General features: G+C 44.5%; 14 protein-coding genes. 9 read left to right on the forward strand and 5 right to left on the reverse strand.

Annotated elements, in window-relative coordinates; all coding sequences use genetic code 11:
* Positions 1 to 37 precede the first annotated feature (37 nt).
* The 4 genes from QUB39_RS24270 to QUB39_RS24285 all read left to right on the forward strand — a co-directional run bounded on the left by QUB39_RS24270 (position 38) and on the right by QUB39_RS24285 (position 4,333).
* Positions 38 to 1,888 carry an NAD+ synthase gene (locus QUB39_RS24270; protein WP_333056333.1) on the forward strand — a complete coding sequence of 617 codons (1,851 nt, stop codon included), beginning with the start codon at positions 38 to 40 and terminating at the stop codon, positions 1,886 to 1,888.
* A gap of 19 nt (positions 1,889 to 1,907) precedes the next feature.
* Positions 1,908 to 2,858 carry a DUF192 domain-containing protein gene (locus tag QUB39_RS24275; RefSeq protein ID WP_333211422.1) on the forward strand — a complete coding sequence of 317 codons (951 nt, stop codon included), beginning with the start codon at positions 1,908 to 1,910 and terminating at the stop codon, positions 2,856 to 2,858.
* 171 nt (positions 2,859 to 3,029) lie between these two features.
* Positions 3,030 to 3,362 carry a CRISPR-associated ring nuclease Crn3/Csx3 gene (crn3, locus tag QUB39_RS24280; RefSeq protein WP_333056335.1) on the forward strand — a complete coding sequence of 111 codons (333 nt, stop codon included), beginning with the start codon at positions 3,030 to 3,032 and terminating at the stop codon, positions 3,360 to 3,362.
* A gap of 341 nt (positions 3,363 to 3,703) precedes the next feature.
* Positions 3,704 to 4,333, forward strand: coding sequence for a hypothetical protein (locus QUB39_RS24285; RefSeq protein ID WP_333211424.1), 630 nt, complete (start codon positions 3,704 to 3,706; stop codon positions 4,331 to 4,333).
* Between the two features lie 360 nt (positions 4,334 to 4,693).
* Here the strand turns inward: QUB39_RS24285 and ureC are convergent, their stop codons facing one another.
* The 5 genes from ureC to QUB39_RS24310 all read right to left on the reverse strand — a co-directional run bounded on the left by ureC (position 4,694) and on the right by QUB39_RS24310 (position 9,237).
* Positions 4,694 to 6,466, reverse strand: a complete 1,773-nt coding sequence (ureC, locus tag QUB39_RS24290) for an urease subunit alpha (RefSeq protein ID WP_333211426.1) — start codon at positions 6,464 to 6,466, stop codon at positions 4,694 to 4,696.
* A 5-nt stretch (positions 6,467 to 6,471) separates the two neighbouring features.
* Positions 6,472 to 7,473 (reverse strand): DUF91 domain-containing protein, encoded by a 1,002-nt coding sequence (locus QUB39_RS24295; protein ID WP_333056339.1) that lies wholly within the window; start codon positions 7,471 to 7,473, stop codon positions 6,472 to 6,474.
* Positions 7,474 to 7,540: 67 nt separating this feature from the next.
* The gene (locus QUB39_RS24300) at positions 7,541 to 7,852 is read right to left on the reverse strand and encodes an urease subunit beta (RefSeq protein ID WP_333056340.1); all 312 of its coding nucleotides are present in this window, start codon (positions 7,850 to 7,852) and stop codon (positions 7,541 to 7,543) included.
* 33 nt (positions 7,853 to 7,885) lie between these two features.
* Positions 7,886 to 8,188: an urease subunit gamma gene (gene ureA, locus QUB39_RS24305; protein ID WP_006635319.1), complete on the reverse strand. Its 303-nt coding sequence runs from the start codon at positions 8,186 to 8,188 to the stop codon at positions 7,886 to 7,888.
* Between the two features lie 173 nt (positions 8,189 to 8,361).
* Positions 8,362 to 9,237 carry an urease accessory protein UreD gene (locus tag QUB39_RS24310; RefSeq protein ID WP_333211429.1) on the reverse strand — a complete coding sequence of 292 codons (876 nt, stop codon included), beginning with the start codon at positions 9,235 to 9,237 and terminating at the stop codon, positions 8,362 to 8,364.
* A gap of 203 nt (positions 9,238 to 9,440) precedes the next feature.
* On the opposite strand from QUB39_RS24310, the gene fmdA reads away from it, so the two are divergent.
* The 5 genes from fmdA to QUB39_RS24335 all read left to right on the forward strand — a co-directional run bounded on the left by fmdA (position 9,441) and on the right by QUB39_RS24335 (position 16,377).
* Positions 9,441 to 10,616, forward strand: a complete 1,176-nt coding sequence (gene fmdA, locus QUB39_RS24315) for a formamidase (RefSeq protein ID WP_333211431.1) — start codon at positions 9,441 to 9,443, stop codon at positions 10,614 to 10,616.
* A 132-nt stretch (positions 10,617 to 10,748) separates the two neighbouring features.
* Positions 10,749 to 11,012 carry a zinc ribbon domain-containing protein gene (locus QUB39_RS24320; RefSeq protein WP_333211433.1) on the forward strand — a complete coding sequence of 88 codons (264 nt, stop codon included), beginning with the start codon at positions 10,749 to 10,751 and terminating at the stop codon, positions 11,010 to 11,012.
* Between the two features lie 330 nt (positions 11,013 to 11,342).
* Entirely contained in the window at positions 11,343 to 14,066 is a 2,724-nt protein-coding gene (locus QUB39_RS24325) for a DNA methyltransferase (RefSeq protein ID WP_333211435.1), read from the forward strand.
* Between the two features lie 241 nt (positions 14,067 to 14,307).
* Positions 14,308 to 16,083, forward strand: a complete 1,776-nt coding sequence (locus QUB39_RS24330) for an ATP-binding protein (protein WP_333211437.1) — start codon at positions 14,308 to 14,310, stop codon at positions 16,081 to 16,083.
* 60 nt (positions 16,084 to 16,143) lie between these two features.
* Entirely contained in the window at positions 16,144 to 16,377 is a 234-nt protein-coding gene (locus QUB39_RS24335) for a 7-cyano-7-deazaguanine synthase (RefSeq protein ID WP_333211439.1), read from the forward strand.
* The last annotated feature ends 62 nt before the right edge of the window (positions 16,378 to 16,439 follow it).

Below are 16,439 nucleotides of genomic sequence, written 5' to 3' on the forward strand. Positions count from 1 at the left end.
CGGACTGTTAGCAATATTTATTAGGTGATTTGGTGAGATGAAAATTGCGATCGCACAACTCAACCCTACTATTGGTGATATCTTGGGCAACTCCAACCTAATTCTGGAGGCTGCGAAAAAAGCTGAGGTTGAGGGCGCAAACTTATTGCTAACACCGGAACTTTCCCTGATCGGTTATCCGCCGCGCGATTTGTTAATCAATCCGAGTTTCATTGCAGATGCAGGTGCACAGTTGCTGCAACTGGCGCAAGCTTTGCCGCCGGAGTTGGCAGTCATAGCAGGCACTGCCTTACCTAATGCTAATGCTGTTCAACTAGGCGGAAAATCATTGTTTAATAGCGCTGTTTTGTTGCAAAATGGCGTGGTCAAACAAGTTTTTCATAAACGCTTGTTGCCTACTTATGATGTATTTGATGAAGATAGATATTTTGAACCGGGAGAAAACAGCAATTACTTTTCTATTGGCGAAGTCAAAATCGGCGTGACAATCTGTGAAGATTTGTGGAACAATGAGGAGTTTTGGGGTAAACGCAGTTACGCGGGCGATCCTGTTTCCGATTTGGCAAAATTGGGTGTAGATTTAGTGGTGAATTTGTCGGCATCGCCTTATTCTGCTCTGAAGCGGGGAGTGCGATCGGCTATGTTGCAGCACAGCGTCATCCGCTGCGGGATACCGATTATTTATGCTAATCAAATAGGAGGAAATGACGATATTATTTTTGACGGCAGCAGTTTTGCTGTGAATCGAAAGGGTGATTTAATTCAGGTATTAGCTTCTTTTGAAACGGATTTTGCGGTGCTGGAATATGATGCAGCTAAACAAGATTTAGTTGCCAGCGGGAACGGGCAAGATGCCCGTTCCACAACTGATTTGGGATTAGGTGAAGGACGACAAAAACTAGGTTCGATCGGCAGTGGCGTTGGCAGCGGGAACGGGCAAGATGCCCGTTCCACAACTGATTTGAGTTTTTATCCGGCGGTTGGAGATGCCGAAATTTGGGCTGCTTTGGTTTTGGGAGTGCGAGATTATGTCCGCAAGTGCGGTTTTTCTAAGGTTGTACTCGGTTTGAGTGGCGGGATAGATTCGGCTTTGGTGGCTGCGATCGCCAGTTGCGCGATCGGGCCCGAAAATGTTCTAGGGGTGTTGATGCCTTCTCCTTATAGTTCGGATCATTCGGTTAATGATGCTTTGGAATTAGCCCGAAATCTGGGCATCGCGATCGAAATGTTGTCGATCGACGATTTGATGAAAACTTACGATCGCACTCTCGCCGATTTGTTTGTCAACACAACTTTCGGCATTGCTGAGGAAAATATTCAATCGCGGATTCGAGGCAATCTGTTGATGGCAATTTCTAATAAGTTCGGACATTTGCTACTTTCGACTGGCAATAAGTCGGAAATGGCGGTGGGTTACTGCACCCTCTACGGCGATATGAATGGGGGATTGGCGGTGATTTCCGATGTGCCGAAAACTCGCGTTTATTCGCTTTGTAGGTGGCTGAATTCTGGCGGATATGTAGGGGCGGTGCCCCCGTGCCCGCCCTCTCCCTACCCACCCCCGTACCCGCCCCAGGGAAAGGAAATTATTCCGGTTAATATTATTACTAAACCGCCTAGTGCTGAACTGAAGCCTGGACAAATTGACCAAGATTCTTTGCCGGATTACGATGTTTTGGATGACATCTTGCAGCGGTCGATCGAACATCACGAATCGGTTCAACAAATTGTCGCTGCTGGACACGATGAAGCCGTGGTTAAACGTGTAGTAAAATTAGTCAGGCAAGCGGAGTTTAAGCGGCGGCAAGCAGCCCCAGGTTTGAAAATTAGCGATCGAGCTTTTGGTACCGGTTGGCGGATGCCGATCGCCAAATCTTCCTTCTATTAAACCCATCCTTAAACGCAAAATGGTTAACATCGACGGTACTTTTGGCTTCGATTTTCTCGCGGGAACTCTCAGCAACGATACGATTAGAGGATTTGCGGGTAATGATACTATTCAAGGTTTGGGGGGAAACGACCGAATTTTTGGCGATCGGGAAAATGACTTGCTAGCAGGAAATGAAGGCGCTGATACGCTGTCTGGCGGGCAAGGAAGCGATACAATCTATGGAGGACAAGGTGAAGATGGGATTTTTGGCGATCGGGGTCAGGATTTGCTAATAGGAGGCGAAGGCAGGGATCTCTTGACAGGAGGCGCGGGGGAGGATTTATTTGTGATGGAAAAAACCGCCGCCGCATCTACTATTAGTGAAGCCGATATAATTACCGATTTTGGCAACGGCAATGATAAAATTGTCTTGACAGAAGGCATGAAGTTTAGCGATTTAGAGCTTTCTGTTTCCAACAACCAAACTATTATGAAAGATAAAAACTCTGGTGATTATTTAGGAGTTGTTTTGGGAAATTCTAATCTGACAGAATCCAACTTTATGTCGCTGTTTGGCGGACTAGATAGGGGTCAGCTTTTGCCAATTTCTGTTAACACGATTATAGCCGATCGCGCGTTAGCGCAGCCCTCGCAGAGGATCGGACTAGAAGTGGCGCAAACTCCCCAAGAACAAGCGACAGGTTTAATGTTTCGCACAGAATTGCCAGACGACAGGGGAATGCTTTTCCCGATCGAACCCCCGCGAAACGTGCGTTTCTGGATGAAAAACGTGTTTATTGAACTCGATATGGTTTTTCTGCGGGAAGGCGTCGTGCAGGCGATAATTCCTAACGTACCGCCGTGTTTGAGCGAAACCTGCCCCAACTACGGCCCGGATGTTCCCGTTGACGGAGTGATTGAACTCAGAGGCGGAAGGGCGGCCCAATTGGGATTGAAAGTGGGCGATCGGATTCCCAATTTACCCTAAAAAGGTAGATGAAATCATGTCTGTTTGATTCGGACTTGTATGATGTTAAATTTTGTAGGGGCGGGTTCACCAACAATAATTGCCCATAATCTACAATATAATAAACCCGCCCCCGCCCATACTACCGGACATGATATGATTTTATCGCAGCATTCAACATTTGTGCATCCAATGAATCCTATTGAATTAAAAATAATCCCCAATCAAACTCAAGACGGTTTAGCTTACCAACATTTGCGCTTGCGAATTACAACTCAAGACGGTATCATCACACCCGATGATTTACAAGGTTTGAAACTTCCTCAACACGTTCAATTAAGCCAAGGAATTGTCATTGAAGGTAGAGGAGCAATTTGGCTGTACGGGTATTTAGTGCACGAATGTCATCCTGCAGCTTGGGTTGGATGTTACGATCCGCGATTAGAAGGTGCGGTGGTAGTAGCGACGCACAAGCACGAGGTATCAGTTGGACAGGTATTAAAATTGAGTTTACCGAGCGATTAAGACTCTCCTGAGTTTTAGGTAATAATAAATAAAAATAAAACTTCCCGTGGTGGGGGCATCTTACCTGCCTTAGCGACTGTGAATTTCTTACTCCCTCCCCTTGCTAAGGGGAGGGTTGGGGTGGGGTAAAAAATTTACGAGTCATTTAGCATTGCTATAGCTGCCTCAGAAGATTATTAGCCACAGATGCACGCACAGCAATCCGTATAAATTCACAAAACATCTGCGCTGTTTAGCGTGCAGTTGGTGTTGTCATGCACCTTGCTGAATCCGCACTAAGGCAAAAAAATAGTTTGACGGGCAATATACTATTGTTAGTTGTTATTTCTTAGTTATTAATTATGGCAAATTACAGAACTGTATTGTTTTTCAACGGTCTAACTTTAGTGTTAGTAGGGCTAGTGACGGCGTGTCTGACTTTATTTGGTTCTTCGGTAAAAGGGTTGTTTTTGCCGCCTTGTTCTGCCACGTATCCGGGTGCAGGTTTCTTTTTCTTGGCGTTTCAAATGTTATTTTATTTATCGGTAATGGTGTGCGCTTTTACCTTTGGATTGCTGAGAATTATTCAACCCGATCGCCCAGAAAATCGATTTATTTTATATTCGGCACTGTTTGCAGGTTGCTTTCTGTTCAATGAAGTTTTTCGCACCCACGTTCATCTGGGACGTGCGGGTTTCCCGAAAGCGACAATTGTCATATTTTACGCGGTGCTGGCAATTGCATACGGATTAGCTTTTCGGAGACAAATTCGCTCGACTCCCTATCCTTTACTGCTGAGTGGCGTTGGTTTGTTATTTGTTGCCTTTTTTGCAGAAGCGCTGCCTTTGAAAAACGAGATTGTTTCGAGCTTGCTGGAGGGAATACCGAAGCTGTTGAGCGGGATTAATATTGCACTTTATTTTTGGTTTTTGTGTCAGGGTTTGATAGTGCGATCGCTCAATTTTTCTAACAATAAATTACATCCCGAATGAAGTAAGATGAAAATTTGCCGTTGGGTGGGGGCGGGTTTTTGAGATAGTCGGTTTTTGGCAAATATTGTTGGTAAAACCCGCCCCTACATGATTGTATAATCGGTTAAAACTGAGATATTGCACAGTGTCAATTAGCTTTTTAGGAACAGGCTTTCCGGCCTGTTCCACAAGAAAATTTATATGTTGTGGAACAGGCCGGAAAGCCTGTTGCTGACAATGGTGCCTGTTCCACAAGAAAATTTATATGTTGTGGAACAGGCCGGAAAGCCTGTTGCTGACAATGGTGCCTGTTCCACAAGAAAATTTATATTTTGTGGAACAGGAATCTTGCCTGTTGCTGAAAATGGTGCAAAATATCAGTTAAAACAAAAAGTACCGCTGCGCCATTGGCAAAACTGTTGCCGGTTCGCAAGTTAACAATTCCCCATCCGCCCTGACTTCATAAGTTTCTGGATCGACTTCCATTTGTGGCAAATAATCGTTGAGTTTCATATCTCTTTTACTAATTTGTCGTGTGCCGGAAACTGCTACAGTGGGCTTTTGCAAACCAAGCTGTGCGGCAATGTCTCGATCGCGCGCAGCTTGGGAAACAAACGTCAGACAAGTCGCCCCAATCGCACCGCCAAAACTGCCAAACATCGGCCGCATATGCACCGGTTGCGGCGTCGGAATGCTGGCGTTAGCATCTCCCATCTGCCCATAGGCGATCGCCCCTCCTTTAATTACCAGTTCCGGTTTCACCCCAAAAAAAGCCGGCCGCCACAAACACAAATCCGCCAATTTCCCCTCTTCCACCGAACCGACATACTGACTAATTCCGTGAGTAATCGCCGGATTAATTGTATATTTCGCAATGTACCGCTTCACCCGAAAATTGTCATTAATCCCCTCTGTTTCCCCCCCTTGGTAAGGGGGGGTTATCCCTCTTGTTTCCCCCCCTTGATAAGGGGGGGTTAGGGGGGGTAAATTCCCCCGCTGCACTTTCATTTTATGTGCCGTTTGCCAAGTCCGAATAATCACCTCTCCCACTCTTCCCATCGCCTGCGAGTCAGAAGAAATCATACTAAACGCACCTAAATCGTGCAAAATATCCTCAGCAGCAATAGTTTCCCTTCTAATTCTCGACTCAGCAAAAGCCACATCTTCAGGAATGCCTCGATCCAAATGGTGGCAAACCATCAACATATCTAAATGTTCTTCTAAAGTATTGACAGTGTAAGGGCGAGTCGGGTTAGTTGACGAGGGCAAAACATTAGCTTGTCCGCACACTTTAATAATATCCGGTGCGTGTCCGCCGCCAGCACCTTCCGTGTGGTAAGTGTGAATAGCGCGATTTTTAAATGCGGCAATTGTAGCTTCCACAAATCCCGCTTCATTGAGAGTGTCGGTGTGAATTGCAACTTGCACATCGTACTCGTCAGCGACACTCAAACAAGTGTCGATCGTTGCTGGTGTAGTTCCCCAATCTTCGTGGAGTTTCAAACCCATTGCACCGGCAAAGATTTGTTCGACTAATCCTTGGGGTTGACTGCTATTTCCTTTACCTAAAAACCCTAGATTTACCGGGAAAGCGTCGGCTGCTTGCAGCATTCGGTACATATGCCAAGGCCCAGGAGTGCAGGTTGTGGCGTTTGTACCCGTTGCGGGGCCAGTGCCGCCGCCGATCATTGTCGTGATTCCAGAGGCGATCGCCACTTCAATTTGCTGCGGACAAATAAAGTGAATGTGAGTGTCAATTCCCCCAGCAGTCAGAATCATTCCTTCACCGGCAATTACTTCAGTACCAGGCCCGATAATAATATCTACCCTATCTTGAATGTAAGGATTTCCGGCTTTACCAATTTTGTAAATTTTCCCGTCTTGAATCCCAACATCTGCTTTAACAATTCCCCACCAATCTAATATTAAAGCATTAGTAATTACCGTGTCAACAGCGCCGTCCGCATTAGAAATAGGCGACTGTCCCATGCCGTCGCGAATAACTTTGCCACCGCCAAATTTAACTTCATCCCCGTAGGTTGTGAAGTCTTTTTCAACTTCTATGAATAATTCTGTATCGGCTAACCGGACGCGATCGCCCGTTGTCGGCCCGAAGGTTTCCGCGTAGGCGCGGCGATCCATTCTGTAACTCATATTAATTAGCTCCTTACTTGATTTAATTTTCCCACAAACTGGTTCACCTGTTCTTCTGTTTTAAAGAATCCTTCAGCAATTAAACCAAAGGAATCATTTTGTTCTATTTCTTGATAGTTAGGCAACAAATTAGCAAACTCTTCTGCATCAATGTTTAAATAGTTTGAAATTCTATCTATGTATACCTTAACTTTTAGACCATTCCTAGGCGTGCTTTCAGTTAACAAAAGATTTAAGATAAGTTTGCCATTTTGACTTCTTTCTCTCAATGCCAGACCTTTTGTTGTTGTATTTATCCAAAATATATCTGGTACAACTTCGTCATAAAGTAGTCTATAGACTTTTCCAAATTCATTGCTATCTGCTATTTCAAGTAATTGTTCCAGGGTCAAAGTGGGATTTTTTTTTGATATATTTACAGGTTTTATTTCAGGCTCGATAAACATTTTTCTTGCTAGTAACTCTCTACCGCTTGAGTCACGGAAATACTGGAATGTTGCGACATTGATTCTCACACCATAAGTTTCTGACAAGTATTTAATAATCCTTTCAGAAATAATATCTATCTGTGCAGCTACAATTATAATGTTGTGCTGATAATTCAAAATATCAGGGAATTCTGAGCTAAATTTATCACAGAAAGCATCTTCTAAGTTACTGCCATTTTTAGTCAGTAAATAAGCATTGGCAATTTCTGTAACTCTCTCCTTTGACAAATCCTTAACCCATGAGGCGTAATCCAAGGCTTGTGCTGTTACTTCTCTTGATGTTTTGTCCTTCTTTAACTCAACAATGACTAAATCTCCGTACCTATCTATACATAAAAGGTCAAGTTTTCCACCATAATCAGTAATCACTTGCCGACCAATTACTAAGAGATCATCTGCTAGGAGGGAAATATCATTATCTAGCCAGGTTTCCAAACGAAATTCTAAGTCTAACTTAGATTCGGTAATTTCATTCAATTTATCCTTTGATATTTCCCACAATCTAATTTGATCGGGCATATCGAATTATCCTCCTACTAATTATTCTTTTTAAGTTCGGCCAAAAAGTCTCGTCCCTCTAAAAATCTCATCCATCTAACTCACCATTCACTTTTCCATTGAAGCCGTAGACTTGACGACTACCAACAAACGGCACTAATTGCACTTCCCTTTCATCTCCCGGTTCAAACCTGACTGCTGTACCTGCGGGGATATCCAACCGCATTCCTTTTGTTTGTTCTCGATTAAATTCTAAGGCTTCGTTGGCTTCATAAAAGTGATAGTGGGAACCGATTTGAATGGGTCGATCGCCTTTATTTCCTACCAGCAACCGTAGTATTTTACGCCCTGCATTTAATTCTATTTCGCCTGCTGAAACAATCATTTCTCCGGGAATCATCTTTTCCTCCTCTGAGTCTATGTGGTTGATTTTTTAACGTATCGGATCGTGGACTGTTACCAACTTAGTTCCATCGGGAAAAGTCGCCTCAACCTGGACTTCATGCACCATTTCTGCTATCCCTTCCATCACATCTTCCCGCGTCAGGAGAGTTGTTCCGTAACTCATTAAATCGGCGACGGTGAGGCCATCTCTGGCTCCTTCTAAAATGGCGGCGGAAATGTAGGCTAGTGCTTCTGGATAGTTTAATTTTAAACCTCTTTGTTTGCGGCGCTCTGCTACCAGGGCGGCGGTGAAAATCAGCAGTTTGTCTTTTTCTTGGGGGGTGAGTTGCATTTTTATTCTTGTAAGTGCGATCGCATTATTTGGTTATGATATCGTTTACGGTTGTTGCTGAATGATTAAGAATGATTAAACCGCAGAGGGCGCAGAGGGCGCAGAGTCTCCAGAAGAGAGAGATGAATAATCTAGTTAGGAGGGCAACTATAGATTGAAACTCAAATATCATCCTATTTTATCCAAACTCTGGGCAAACAGCAAGGGCGTTCTGAAAAAGACAAGCGCAGCAAGTGCCAAATGCTGACAAACCAGTCTCTCGCTGCAGTTGTGGATGTACCGCGATATCGGCACAGCAAACCGTTAGGAATACGAGTCACGCCGACGGTGGAATTACCAGGATAAATTGTTGCCTCAGATGGCAAATCTCGCACTTTTTCGACGACTTCTGTGGTTACGGGTTCGCCTACCCAAGCGAGGGTGGCGACTACGGGTTTTCCTGCGAGGCCGTGAGGACTTTCGAGCATTTTTTCTCCACCTTTTAGCAATTGTCTATCAATCCATAAAGGACTGTTTTGTTGCCAGACTTCGGTGTGCGAGATCCATTCTCCCGACAAGAACTTTTCGCCCCTAGCACTGCGTCCAAATCTGGTAATTTCCCACAGTAAAATCTTCGCTGTTGGTGCTAATTCTACCCGCAAATTTTGCCGATATATGGCGCCATCAAAAACTATAGTTTCTTGGGGCAGCCATTCTAAATTAGCACCAGATTCTAGTTTAATGTCAATATTTTGTTGTGATTCTAGTCCGCTGCTGCGATAGATTTTACCAGCGGCGGCCGTGGTAATCAAGGCTTTGGCGTTGGCTTGGAGGTGAAAATGGCCCGAAAGTCGATCGCCCCCGACAACTCCCCCAGCCGTGTGCAAGATGACGCTGTGGCAAATCTCTTTCCCTTCAGGATAAAACGGGCGCTGCACCTTGAGGGGTGCTTGCATTTGATTGTGAATGATTTGAGTTGCACCGCTGCGGTTAGCGTAGACTAAATTGAGGTGGCCGTGCCATCCAGTTTCAACTTGATCTATATGTTGTTTGGTCAAATTTTCAGTCACTAATTTTTTAATTTAAAAACATTCACTATCAAAAACATACCACGACTGCGGCGCTTCCCTCCAATTAGTTAAATAATGATAATCGTTATCGGAAATATTTTTGGTTTCTCCACTTATTAGTATAAGAATTTACATTTATCAACCATCAGATCGGCGAAGATGCGCGTACCATGTAAAAATCAGTAACTAGAGGAGTGCAGAATATGCCTCAAGTTCTCTTCAAAGTTGATTTGACCAAACCGATGTCCGAACAGGAATTAGTCGGTCACAATCGCTGGCATCCAGATATTCCAGCAGTAGTTTCCGTCAATCCCGGCGATGTATTTCGCATCGAGTGCAAAGACTGGACAGACGGACAAATTAAAAATGACGACAATCCCGACGACATTCGCGATGTAGACTTAACAGTAGTTCACGTTTTGAGCGGGCCAATTTACGTTAACGGCGCGCAGCCCGGGGATATTTTAGTAGTCGATATCCTCGATATCGGGGCTTTGCAAGGGGACGAATGGGGTTTTACGGGAATTTTTGCTAAAGAAAACGGCGGCGGTTTCTTGACCGAACATTTTCCGACTGCTGCTAAAGCAATTTGGGATTTTCAGGGAATTTATACCGCTTCCCGACACATACCAAAAGTCAGGTTTGCTGGGATTACTCATCCGGGTTTAATCGGCTGCGCTCCTTCTCAGGAATTGTTGAATAAATGGAACAAACGGGAAGCGGAATTAGTAGCCACAAATCCCGATAGAGTGCCGCCTTTAGCAGCACTGCCGAACCCCAAAAATGCTGTTTTGGGGTCGCTGCAAGGGGCAGAATTCGAGCGAGTGGCGGCAGAAGCGGCGCGCACTGTTCCTCCCCGCGAACACGGCGGCAATTGCGATATTAAAAACCTGTCGCGGGGTTCGAGGATTTATTTCCCGGTTTATGTCGAAGGCGCGAAACTTTCGATGGGAGATATTCACTTTTCTCAAGGAGACGGGGAAATTTCATTCTGCGGGGCAATTGAAATGTCGGGTTACATCGACCTCCACGTTGATATTATCAAAGGTGGCATGGATAAATACGCGATGGTCAACCCGATTTTCAAACCCGGGCCGGTGGAACCCCGCTATTCTGAGTACCTCGTTTTTGAAGGGATTTCTGTTGATGAATTTACGGGTCAGCAGTATTATATGGATGCCCACGTTGCTTATCGCCGAGCTTGTTTGAATGCGATCGAATATTTGAAAAAGTTTGGTTTTACCGGAGAACAAGCGTATTTACTGTTAAGCTGTGCTCCGGTTGAGGGTCGCATCAGCGGCATTGTGGATATTCCTAATGCTTGCTGCACGATTGCTTTACCGACAGAAATTTTCCAGATGGATATTCTGCCGTCTTAATTACAGTCCTGGACGCACGTCGAGGTCAGAAACCGGGTTTCTTCGTAAATCTCTAGTTATCAACCAACGATTTTGCAGAGAAACCCGGTTTCTTTGCCTAAGTCCTGTTAGTATCAGCAATCAAAAATTGATATGCCTCTCTACGATTTTAAGTGTGAAACTTGCGGCACTTTTGATAAGTGGCGCCCTCTTGCAGAAGCAGATACACCGGTGCTTTGTCCGAGTTGCGAAACTGTTGCTAAACGCATCTTTTCGCCGCCGATGATTCTAACTGGAAAGCTGCGGTTGAAAGGTCAAGAAAATCGGGAACCGGAGGTAGTTAAGCGTTCTGAGGAACCTAAACCGCAGCGGAATCGCGAACACCGAGGGGGACGGCCTTGGATGATCGGTCACTGATGTAGTTTGATATTCCGACAGTCCGATAGTCCGGCAGGGAATGAATTCCCTGCCTCAAAGCGAAAGTCCTCGCTATGAGGACTGTAAAGTTAGTATTTGCTTGCTGTGCGTAAGTCCTGTATTTCAGTCGGTTTCAACCGACTTTTGCTATTAGACAGGGACTTCAGTCCCTGGCGGGCATGGCGGGCATGGCGGGCATGGCGGGCCAAGGAAGTATGAATCAATTCTACTCTCTTTAAAAAAGGCTAGGGAGTATCGAAATTTTAAGCGATCGCTGCGTAACTTCTAACCAGATTATACTAATTAATATGCGTTTTAAATTATCCTCCCATGCCAGCCACCCCTGAAAGCCTCCAAAAATTCGTCACCTACTGCCAACAACACATTACAGGCGATGAAAAAGGACAAGCACAGGTATTTTTAGACCGCTTCTTTCGGGCTTTCGGCCACGAGGGGGCATTAGAAGCCGGCGCAACCTATGAGGAACGCATAGAAAAAAGCAGCAAAAAAGGTCAACTCGGATTTGCTGATTTGGTGTGGAAAAAGCACGTTTTGATTGAAATGAAAAAGCGCGGTGAAGATTTGACTAAAAGAGAACACCGCACCCAAACAGAACGCTATTATATTCGCCTCAAAAAAGACGATCGCCCGCGCTACGTGATGATGTGCAATTTTGACGAGTTTCACATTTACGATTTCGACCTTCAGCCGGATCAGCCTGTAGACATTATATCCCTAAAGCAATTGCCCGCGCGATCGCCCGCTTTTGCCTTCATGGAATCTACCAGCCGCCGCCCCATATTCAAAAACAACCAAGTCGAGATTACCGAAAAAGCTGCTAGCAGAATGGGGATGCTGCTGGAAATGTTAATCGATCGCGGCCAAGAGCGCAAATTTGCTAAATTTAATCAGTTTCAGGCCCAGCGATTTGTGTTGCAGTGCGTCTTAGCAATGTTTGCCGAAGATAGAGGACTTTTGCCGCCGGCATTCTTTACTCGCTGCGTCAAAGATTGCCTAGAAGGAGCAAGTTCTTACGATGTCTTGGGCGGCTTATTTCAAGCAATGAATCAGCAGGGAGTCACGCCCGCAGGACGTTATGAAGGAGTCGAGTATTTCAACGGCGGATTATTTTCGGAAATACACCCCATTGAACTGCAACAGGGAGAGTTGAAAATATTAGAAGTTTGTGCCGAACAAAATTGGAGTCAGGTACGCCCTTCTATTTTTGGCAATATCTTTGAATCCGCTTTGAAAACAGATAAAAAACAGCGCCGCGCTTACGGGATTCACTTTACTACTGAGGGAGACATTCGTCGCATTGTTTTGCCCACAATTAGCTATTACTGGGAAGAGCGAATTAACGCTGCAAATACCGTAGCCAAACTGCAAAATCTGCACCAAGAATTAGGTCGCTATCGCGTCCTAGATCCGGCTTGTGGTTCGGGTAATTTTCTGTATGTAGCTTATCAGGAACTCAAGCAAGTTGAAAAGTTACTTTTAGATAAGCTAAACGAGTTCGACGGTACAAGAGGTTATATGAATTTAGTCACGCCGCTGCAATTTTACGGCATGGATATTAACTCGTTTGCGGTGGAGTTGGCGCGAGTGACGTTGATGATTGGCCGCAAGGTGGCGATCGACAATTTGGGATTGAAAGAACCTTCTCTGCCTTTGGATACTTTGGATAAAAATATTGTCTGTGCTGATGCTTTATTTACTGATTGGGTAAAGGCTGACGCGATTATCGGGAATCCTCCGTTTTTAGGCGGAAAGCACATGAGAATTGCCCTGGGAGATGAATATATTGACCGCGTGTTTAAACGCTTTCCTGATGTGAAAGATTCGGTTGATTTTTGTGCTTATTGGTTTCGCATTGCTCACAATAATTTAGAACTAAATGGCAGGGCTGGTTTAGTTGCTACTAATTCAATTAGTCAAGGTAAAAGTCGTGCTGCTGCTTTAGATTATGTCGCGCAAAATGGCGGTTACATTTATGCAGCCGTTTCTACTCAGCCTTGGTCTGGGGAAGCTAAGGTTCATGTTAGTTTGATTAACTGGAGCAAGGAAAAGCCGAAAGTTTACTATTTAGATAATCTCGCGGTTTCAAGTATTAACTCTTCGCTACAAGCTACGATTGATGTTTCTCAAGCTGCCCGGTTGTCAGCGAACTCAAACAAATGCTTTCAAGGTGTAATTCCAGTGGGAATGGGGTTTATTGTTACTCAACAGCAGGTTAATGATTGGATTAAAGCTGATGCGAAAAATCAAGAGGTTCTTAAACTTTTTTCAATGGGGGCAAATCTCGCAAAAAATCCTAATTGTACGCCGGAACGCTGGATTATTGATTTTAATGATATGAGTATTGAAGAAGCTAGCAATTACGAACTACCACTAGAGCATATTAGGATTCATGTTAAACCTGAACGCGAGCAAAACCGCGAAGCTATTCTGCGAGAAAAGTGGTGGAGATTTAAGCGTACTAATCAAGGAATGAGAAAGGCGATCGCCCCCTTATCTGACTACTTCACTGTACCGAGAGTCTCAAAGTGGGCTGTCTTCATTCCCGCCCCCGTTAGTTGGCTGCCGGGAGACAAATCAGTAGTTGTTGCCTCAGAAGACTTTTATATTCTCGGCATTCTCTCATCTAACATTCACCGAATTTGGATGCACGCTCAAAAATCAACTCTCAAAGGAGATATCGCATACACCCACAATACCTGCTTTGAAACTTTCCCATTTCCCCAGACACCGACTCGTAAATCAGTAGAGCAAATTCGGGCAACGGCGGTCGAATTGCATCAATACCGCACTCAACAAATGTCCGCAAAGCAGTGGGGAATTACTCAAGTTTACAATAAGTTTTTTGAAGAACCCACAAGTCAACTTTATAAACTTCATGAAGCGCTCGATCGCGAATGTAATGCAGCTTATGGATTTACTGACAGCGACGATATTTTAGCAAAAGTGCTGGAATTAAACCTAGAACTGGCAGAAAAAGAAAAACGGGGAGAGCCGGTAGTTGGGGCTTGTGTTCCAACTGACTACAAATACTAATCGCTCTTATCATAACTTTTGTAAATTTGCGTATAATCACATAGATTGTTGATATAGATCACAAACACTCTAGTCGAAAAAGAGAGATACTAGGGGAAGCCTTGAGTCTTGAGTTGTGATTTTTGAGTTAAAAATTTAAAATTTAAAAATTAAACACTCAAAACAGCTTTCTGCTTTCAGCATAAGTGCCTTCTGCATTTATTCGCTCAATTACTCCTGATTGTTTTGGGAGGAGCTTTCAATGTTATTATTTACCCACACTCAGCCCCAAGATAGCAAAGTAGAGCAAGAACACTCTGCTAAAAAAACCTTGTTACACCATTCAAACATTAATATAAGTTGGCTAAAAGGACGATTCAACTATTTGCGGATCGGTCAAAAAATCAGCTATGGCTATGCTTTAGCTATCGGCATAGCGATTTTGGGAACTGGTGCGGGACTGAGATTGGGAGACTACTTTCACCAGCAAGCTTTAGTTCAGGTAAATGTTGCTGGGCAGCAGCAGCAACTGCTGCAAAATTTGCAAAATACCGTATTTGAAGCCCGATCGCACGCGGCGAGATTGCCAGTCGTTTTGGGAAACGCCGTGTGGCTGCAATACGAACACGATCGCTTTGTCGGGCAAATCAATCAGGCCAAAATCCTGATTTCAGAACTTGAATCTTTCGCACGAGAACATCCCAAGAGACTAGCAACAGAAGAGGCAGCATTGCACGCTATATTGAAGAAATCTGCCCTCGTCATTGATTACTACGGTCAGCTAATTAAATTGCAGTTAAAAGAAGCGGAAGTTTGGAATTTGCCCCCCAACAGCATCGAGTCCGCACAGCTACAAATGTTGAGGACTAGCAGCGGCCAAGAGGCGATCGTACTAGATAACCTCGCTCAACGTTTAACTGAGCTAATTTCTCAAGTAGAAATTCACAAACAGGAAGGAACCCAAGCATTAGAAGAATCTGAAAATTTGCGAAACCGAATTATTCTCGGAAGTATGCTAATTTCAGCACTCATCGCCGCGGCGCTAGCGGACAAAACCAGCCGCGCGATCGCCCAACCCCTCGAAACAGTCACTAATGTCGCTCAGCAAGTTGCTCGCGAATCGAATTTTAACCTGCAAGTACCAGTCACAACCGACGACGAAATAGGAGTTTTAGCTGTCTCTTTCAATCAATTGATTCAGCGAGTTAGTGAGTATACAAAAGAACTCAAAGAAACTCAATCCCAATTAATTCAAACCGAAAAAATGTCGTCTCTCGGTCAAATGGTGGCAGGGATAGCCCACGAAATTAACAATCCTGTCAACTTCATCGGGGGCAACATTGACTATGCCAACCAATACATCGAAGATTTGGCAGGTTTGGTAACTCTCTATCAAGAATACTATCCCAACCCACCAGATGCCATTCTAGAGCGCATCGAAGACATTGAACTCGAATTTCTCAGAGAAGATTTGCCAAAAACCCTCTCTTCGATGAAAATGGGAGCCGATCGCATTCGCGAAATTGTCGTATCCATGCGGAATTTTTCGCGATCGGACGACGGAAAAATGAAATCAGCCGACATTCACGAAGGAATTGATAGCACCCTCGTAATTCTCAATCATCGGATCAAACAAGGTATTCAAGTTATTAAACAATACGGCAATTTGCCTGCGGTTGAGTGCTATCCCGCGCAACTGAATCAAGTATTTATGAATATTATTAGCAATGCAATAGATGCGCTGGAGGAGGTGAAAAAGGAAGACAAAGGCTATTCGCCAACGATTTGGGTGAGCACGGAAATTACAGCCGACAATACTGTCACCGTCAAGATTCGGGATAACGGGCCGGGAATTGCAGCAGCCTGTGTCCAACAGATTTTTGACCCATTTTTTACTACAAAGTCGATCGGCAAAGGTACTGGATTAGGATTGGCTATTTCCTATCAAATCCTTGCCAAGCATCAAGGCAAAATAGAGGTGAATTCTCAAATAGGACAAGGTACGGAATTTGTGATTACTTTGCCAGTTGCTGTGTAATATTCGCGGGGCGACTTCGTTTTTGTTTGGACGTGCAAAAATTAGACAATCAAAGTCCTCTTGAGGCGTGCTGGTGATACGGGATTGTACACCATCAGAGATCCGTTGAGGCGATCGCTCCCTTCAAAGCGGTTGCAGGATAGCCAGACGCTTAAGCGCGATCGCACCCTCGATCCAATCTCCGAAAGCCTGCCCATCACCTACGTTATCGATCGCAATACAATTTTTCTAAGTTTTGGCATCTCCGGGGCCGAAACTCTCAACGCCGATCGCGTTTACATTAGCGGGACTTAAACAAATTTTAAGCCCAAACAAAGCCTAAACTGGCTTTATAAGCGGAGAATACGTCCCAATTT

This window comes from Microcoleus sp. AT8-B5, assembly GCF_036705565.1.
Classification (GTDB): Bacteria; Cyanobacteriota; Cyanobacteriia; order Cyanobacteriales; family Microcoleaceae; genus Microcoleus.

What these genes read in the sequence shown, in the direction of transcription:
- QUB39_RS24270 (WP_333056333.1), top strand. Translation starts at nt 38, where the DNA reads ATGAAAATTGCGATCGCACAACTCAACCCTACTATTGGTGATATCTTG.
- QUB39_RS24330 (WP_333211437.1), top strand. Translation starts at nt 14,308, where the DNA reads ATGTTATTATTTACCCACACTCAGCCCCAAGATAGCAAAGTAGAGCAA.
- ureA (WP_006635319.1), bottom strand. Translation starts at nt 8,188, where the DNA reads ATGCAACTCACCCCCCAAGAAAAAGACAAACTGCTGATTTTCACCGCC.
- fmdA (WP_333211431.1), top strand. Translation starts at nt 9,441, where the DNA reads ATGCCTCAAGTTCTCTTCAAAGTTGATTTGACCAAACCGATGTCCGAA.
- QUB39_RS24300 (WP_333056340.1), bottom strand. Translation starts at nt 7,852, where the DNA reads ATGATTCCCGGAGAAATGATTGTTTCAGCAGGCGAAATAGAATTAAAT.
- ureC (WP_333211426.1), bottom strand. Translation starts at nt 6,466, where the DNA reads ATGAGTTACAGAATGGATCGCCGCGCCTACGCGGAAACCTTCGGGCCG.
- QUB39_RS24295 (WP_333056339.1), bottom strand. Translation starts at nt 7,473, where the DNA reads ATGCCCGATCAAATTAGATTGTGGGAAATATCAAAGGATAAATTGAAT.
- QUB39_RS24320 (WP_333211433.1), top strand. Translation starts at nt 10,749, where the DNA reads ATGCCTCTCTACGATTTTAAGTGTGAAACTTGCGGCACTTTTGATAAG.
- QUB39_RS24285 (WP_333211424.1), top strand. Translation starts at nt 3,704, where the DNA reads ATGGCAAATTACAGAACTGTATTGTTTTTCAACGGTCTAACTTTAGTG.
- crn3 (WP_333056335.1), top strand. Translation starts at nt 3,030, where the DNA reads ATGAATCCTATTGAATTAAAAATAATCCCCAATCAAACTCAAGACGGT.
- QUB39_RS24275 (WP_333211422.1), top strand. Translation starts at nt 1,908, where the DNA reads ATGGTTAACATCGACGGTACTTTTGGCTTCGATTTTCTCGCGGGAACT.
- QUB39_RS24325 (WP_333211435.1), top strand. Translation starts at nt 11,343, where the DNA reads ATGCCAGCCACCCCTGAAAGCCTCCAAAAATTCGTCACCTACTGCCAA.